A 4,734-nucleotide genomic window follows, 5' to 3' on the forward strand; every position below is an offset into this window, starting at 1 on the left:
AAAGGGTCGAGGCCCCAACCACCACGGTTGGGGCCTCCCACATTTAACCACCCACCACACAAAAACCGGCCCGGCACCGCTCACAGCCACCACCAAGGCGGCCCCCCAAACAGGCCCCCGGCACACCCCACATCAAGTGAGAGAGCATCCCGGGAAACCCCACATCAAGTGAGAGAGCATCCCGGGAAACCCCGCATCAAGTGAGAGAGCATCCCAGGGGAGGCCTGGAAGCAGGTCCAGGGCGTCCTGCGTCGGCATCAGCCTAGACTTGTAGCCGTGACCTCGAGTTCAAGCAGCCCCCAGGTTCGCCGAGCGACCATCCTGGACGTGGCGGCCGCGGCGGGGGTTTCCCGGCAAACCGTTACCCGTGCCATGAACGACATGCCCGGAATCAGTGCGTCCACGCGTGAGCGCGTCCAGCAGTTGGCGGCAGAACTTGGGTATTCGCCCAGCCGGTTCGCCAAAGGCCTGGTCCAGGGCGCCCGGACATCGCTGGGACTCGCGATTCCTGATCTGACCAACCCCTACTTTCCGGCCTTTGCCTCCAGCGTGGTTGAAGAGGCCACGCAGCGGGGCTGGAACGTGGTGGTTGACGATTTTGGCCATGGGAGCGGAAGCGGGCTGGACGCCGTTGCCCGGCTGGGTCCGCAGGTTGACGCGCTCGTGGGCTATCTGGGCGCCAGCTCAACCGAGGCCCAGTCCATGATGGGCCGCCGGCCAGTGGTTGTCCTCGATTTTCCGTCAGGGCAGGCTGCCGGCCTCATTTCCTTCGACTACGCGTATGCGGCACAACTGGCCCTGGAACGGCTGAAGTCCGTACGGCACCGGCGCATCGCCTACCTGGATGCGGACTTGGAGGGGCCTGCCACCACCCGCGGGTTGGCTGTCGCCGCAGCGGCCGCAGATGCCGGCCTCGAGCTGACGCTCCGCCGGTCAGCCGACTCCGCCTCCGCAGCCCGGGAAGCCGTCCGGTCCATGCTCGAGCACGACGGCAGGATTGACGGGCTCCTTGTGTTCAACGACCTCATGGCGGCAGGGGCACTTAAGGCCTTGCACGACGCCGGCCGCAGGGTTCCGGAGGATTGCGCCGTGATCGGTATGGACGGCATCCCTCTTGGGGAGCTGGTGACGCCGGAGCTGACCACTCTCTCACTTGACCTGCGGGCGGTAGGACGGGCCGCCGTCGACCTCGTGGACAATCTGATCTCCGGCAGGCTCCAGGCTGGAAGCCCGGACAGCGAGCTGGTCCTCAAGCACCAGCTCGTGCTTCGCCAGTCGGCCTGACCCCTACTCAAACCACGGAATAGAAGCTAGGCTTGCATGCAGCACGTGAACGTTCACGTAAGTACCAGACTCCCCGAAGCAAGGAAGCCCATGTCTGTCGAAACACCGTCCGCGCCGGCGGGCAGCAGCCCGCACACCGCTCCCGGCCCAGCCGGCCGGAGCCTGGAGCTTGGCGCCGCGGATATCCAGGATCTCGAATCCCTTGAGCCGGGCCGGGGCGCGCTGCCTGCGCGCGCTTACCTGCACAGCGACGCCCCTCGGCTGTCGCTGAACGGCGAGTGGCAGTTCCGGCTCAGCCCCGGAATTCGGGCAGCGCCCGATGATGGCTGGCAGCTGGGTGCGGCGCTGAACGGGTTCGAGAACCTGCCGGTGCCGTCCAGTTGGCCCATGCACGGACATGGCTCACCGGCCTACACGAACGTCCAGTTCCCCTTTGCGGTGGAACCGCCGCACGTTCCGGAGGCCAACCCCATTGGCGACCACCTGGTGGTGTTTGAGGCCGGACCCGAGTTCTTTCCGCAGGCCCTGCTGCGGTTCGACGGCATCGAGTCCGCCGGAACAGTCTGGCTGAACGGAGTGGAACTCGGAACCACCCGTGGAAGCAGGCTCGCCCACGAATTCGACGTTTCAGGGATCCTGGTGCAGGGGCAAAACACCCTGGCTGTCCGCGTCGCCCAGTTCTCGGCCGCCAGCTACGTCGAGGACCAGGACATGTGGTGGCTCCCCGGCATTTTCCGGGACGTCACATTGCAGGCCAGGCCCGATGCCGGCATTGACGATGTCTTCGTCCACTCCGGCTACGACCACATCACAGGCGAAGGCATCCTCAAGGTGGAGGTGACCCGGGGCGGACAGGCGACTGACGCCGTCGTCCGCGTTCCGGAACTGGGCCTTGACCTGCCCGCCGGCACCGAGGTGCGCGTCCCCGCCGTCGAACCCTGGTCCGCGGAGGTGCCGCGCCTCTACGAGGCGGCCGTCAGCGCCGCCGGTGAGTCCGTGGCACTGCAGATCGGCTTCCGCAGCATCGCCATCGAGGACGCGCAGTTCAAGGTCAACGGGCGGCGGATCCTGCTGCGCGGCGTCAACCGCCACGAGCACCATCCACGCCTTGGCCGGGTGGTTCCCCGCGATGTGGTGGAGGCGGAGCTGCGGCTCATGAAGCAGCACAACATCAACGCAATCCGGACGTCGCACTACCCGCCCCATCCGGAGTTCCTCGCCTTGGCTGACCAGCTTGGCTTCTACGTTGTGCTCGAATGCGACCTGGAAACGCACGGCTTTGAGAGCGCCGGCTGGGCCCAGAACCCCAGTGATGACCCCCAGTGGGAAGCGGCACTTGTAGACCGCATGCGACGCACGGTTGAGCGCGACAAGAACCATCCGGCGGTGATTATGTGGTCGCTTGGCAACGAGGCCGGCACGGGAAGGAACCTCGCGGCCATGTCGCGGTGGACCAAGGACCGGGATCCGTCCCGCCCTGTCCACTACGAAGGAGACTGGTCCTCGGCTCACGTTGACGTCTACTCGCGGATGTACGCAAGCCATGCCGAGACGGCCCTTATCGGGCAGGGAATCGAGCCTGCCCTGGACGACCCCGCCTTGGACGCCCGGCGCCGGGCCATGCCCTTTGTCCTCTGCGAATATGTCCATGCCATGGGTAACGGCCCTGGTGGAATGAGCGAGTACCAGGATCTTTTTGAGAAGTACCCGCGCCTGATGGGAGGCTTCGTGTGGGAGTGGCTGGAGCATGGCATCACTGTCCCGACCACAGCTGGTCTTGAACATTACGGCTACGGCGGCGACTTCGGTGAGGAAGTTCACGACGGCAACTTTGTCACCGACGGGCTTGTTGATGCTGACCGCAGGCCCCGGCCCGGGCTGCTGGACTTCAAGAAGGTGATAGAGCCGCTACGCATCGACGTCGCCCGCGACTGGACCGGCTTCACCCTCCGCAACGGCCAGGACTTCGCGGACACCTCCGCGTTCAGCTTCCGCTACGAAGTGGAGGCCGACGGCGGCGCGCTCGACGGCGGGACGGTGGACGTTGCGCCCGTTGCGCCCGTTGCGCCTCAGTCCGAAACAGTTGTGGAGCTGCCTGGCAGCGTCGCGGCTTTCGCCGCAGGGCTGTCCGACGGCAGGCCCGCAGTGCTCACCGTTCGTGCGGTCCTCGGCGCTGATTCGGCCTGGGCGGATGCGGGACACGAGGTGGCGTGGGGGCAGGCGGTTCGGGAGCCGGCCGCTCCCGTTTCGCCGGCGCCTGTTGAACCCGTCCAGGTGCAGGACAGTGAACTCACGCTCGGGCCGGTTGTCTTCAGCAGAGCCACCGGCATGCCTACCTCGATTGGCGGTGTCCCGGTGGAGAAGCTGGGACTGACCCTGTGGTGGGCTCCTACCGATAACGATCTTGGCCGGGAATGGGGCGGCGCCGACGAGCGGCCGCTGGCCACTCAGTGGAAGGATGCCGGACTCGACCGGCTCCACACCCGGCTGCTGGGCATCTCGGCGGGCCCCGGGCAGGACGGAGGAGAATGCCTGACTGTCCGCACGCGCGTGAGCGCAGCCGACAAACAGTACGGCGTGCTTGTGGACTACACCTGGAGCAGCGACGGGGAAACAGTGGGGCTCCGGACCCAGGTGCGGCGTGATGGCACATGGGTCAACCGCGGCTTTGAGGTCGAATGGGCGCGGATAGGGCTGGAATTTGTCCTGTGTGAGGAGACGGATTCGGTGAGCTGGTTCGGCCAGGGCCCCCACCAGAGCTACCCGGACACCGGGCAGGGGACGCGGGCAGGCTGGTTTTCCCTGCCCCTGGCGGAAATGGATGTGGAGTACGTGCGGCCGCAGGAATGCGGTGCCCGGTCAGGCTCACGGGCCGCTGCACTGCACCTTGGCGGCCGGACGCTTGAGATCTGCGGTGATCCCTTTGCCCTGACAGTGAGGCCCTACAGCCAGGATGTGTTGGACGCAGCGGCCCACCGCCCGGACCTGAAGGCCGACGACCGTACCTACCTGTACGTGGACCACGCGCTGCGGGGGGTGGGGACGGCCGCCTGCGGCCCCGGTGTGCTGGAGCAATACCGCCTCACGCCGCGGGACGCCGACTTTTCGCTGACCCTGAAAGTGCGCAGCTGAGGAGCGCACAACATGTGAGCCAGTCCATACCGCGAAGTGATGGCGCGTAGGCCGGCCAGGATACGCCGTGTGCCCCCAAAAACCCCTACATTGCGAGGTTTTTGGGGGCATGCTGCTCTCCTGCCGCCGGATTTGCGGACCGGCTTGGGGACGTGTATTGTTTTCTGAGTCGCCGCCGCTGAAGCGGAAAAATAGCGGCCAAACTCCCTTACAAACAGCCTGAAAATGGTTCGCCTGCTGGCGCGCCGGATGCGGGTGGGGCCGGTTGAGAGCAGCGTGAATCGCGAAAATGCCGATTTGCAAAGCTCCTCGAAACCG

2 protein-coding genes are annotated in these 4,734 nt (G+C 66.1%); both read left to right on the top strand.

Annotated features, from left to right (window positions below; all coding sequences use genetic code 11):
- The first annotated feature begins 276 nt into the window (after positions 1-276).
- A complete protein-coding gene (locus HTS88_RS21825; RefSeq protein WP_174182266.1) occupies positions 277-1,284 on the top strand; it encodes a substrate-binding domain-containing protein in 1,008 nt (335 codons plus the stop codon).
- Between the two features lie 90 nt (positions 1,285-1,374).
- Positions 1,375-4,416: a glycoside hydrolase family 2 TIM barrel-domain containing protein gene (locus HTS88_RS21830; RefSeq protein ID WP_174182268.1), complete on the top strand. Its 3,042-nt coding sequence runs from the start codon at positions 1,375-1,377 to the stop codon at positions 4,414-4,416.
- The last annotated feature ends 318 nt before the right edge of the window (positions 4,417-4,734 follow it).

The organism is Pseudarthrobacter oxydans (assembly GCF_013314975.1).
In the GTDB taxonomy this organism is placed as follows: Bacteria; Actinomycetota; Actinomycetes; order Actinomycetales; family Micrococcaceae; genus Arthrobacter; species Arthrobacter oxydans.

Coding starts and splice junctions, on each gene's coding strand:
- HTS88_RS21830 (WP_174182268.1), top strand. CDS start 1,375: ATGTCTGTCGAAACACCGTCCGCGCCGGCGGGCAGCAGCCCGCACACC.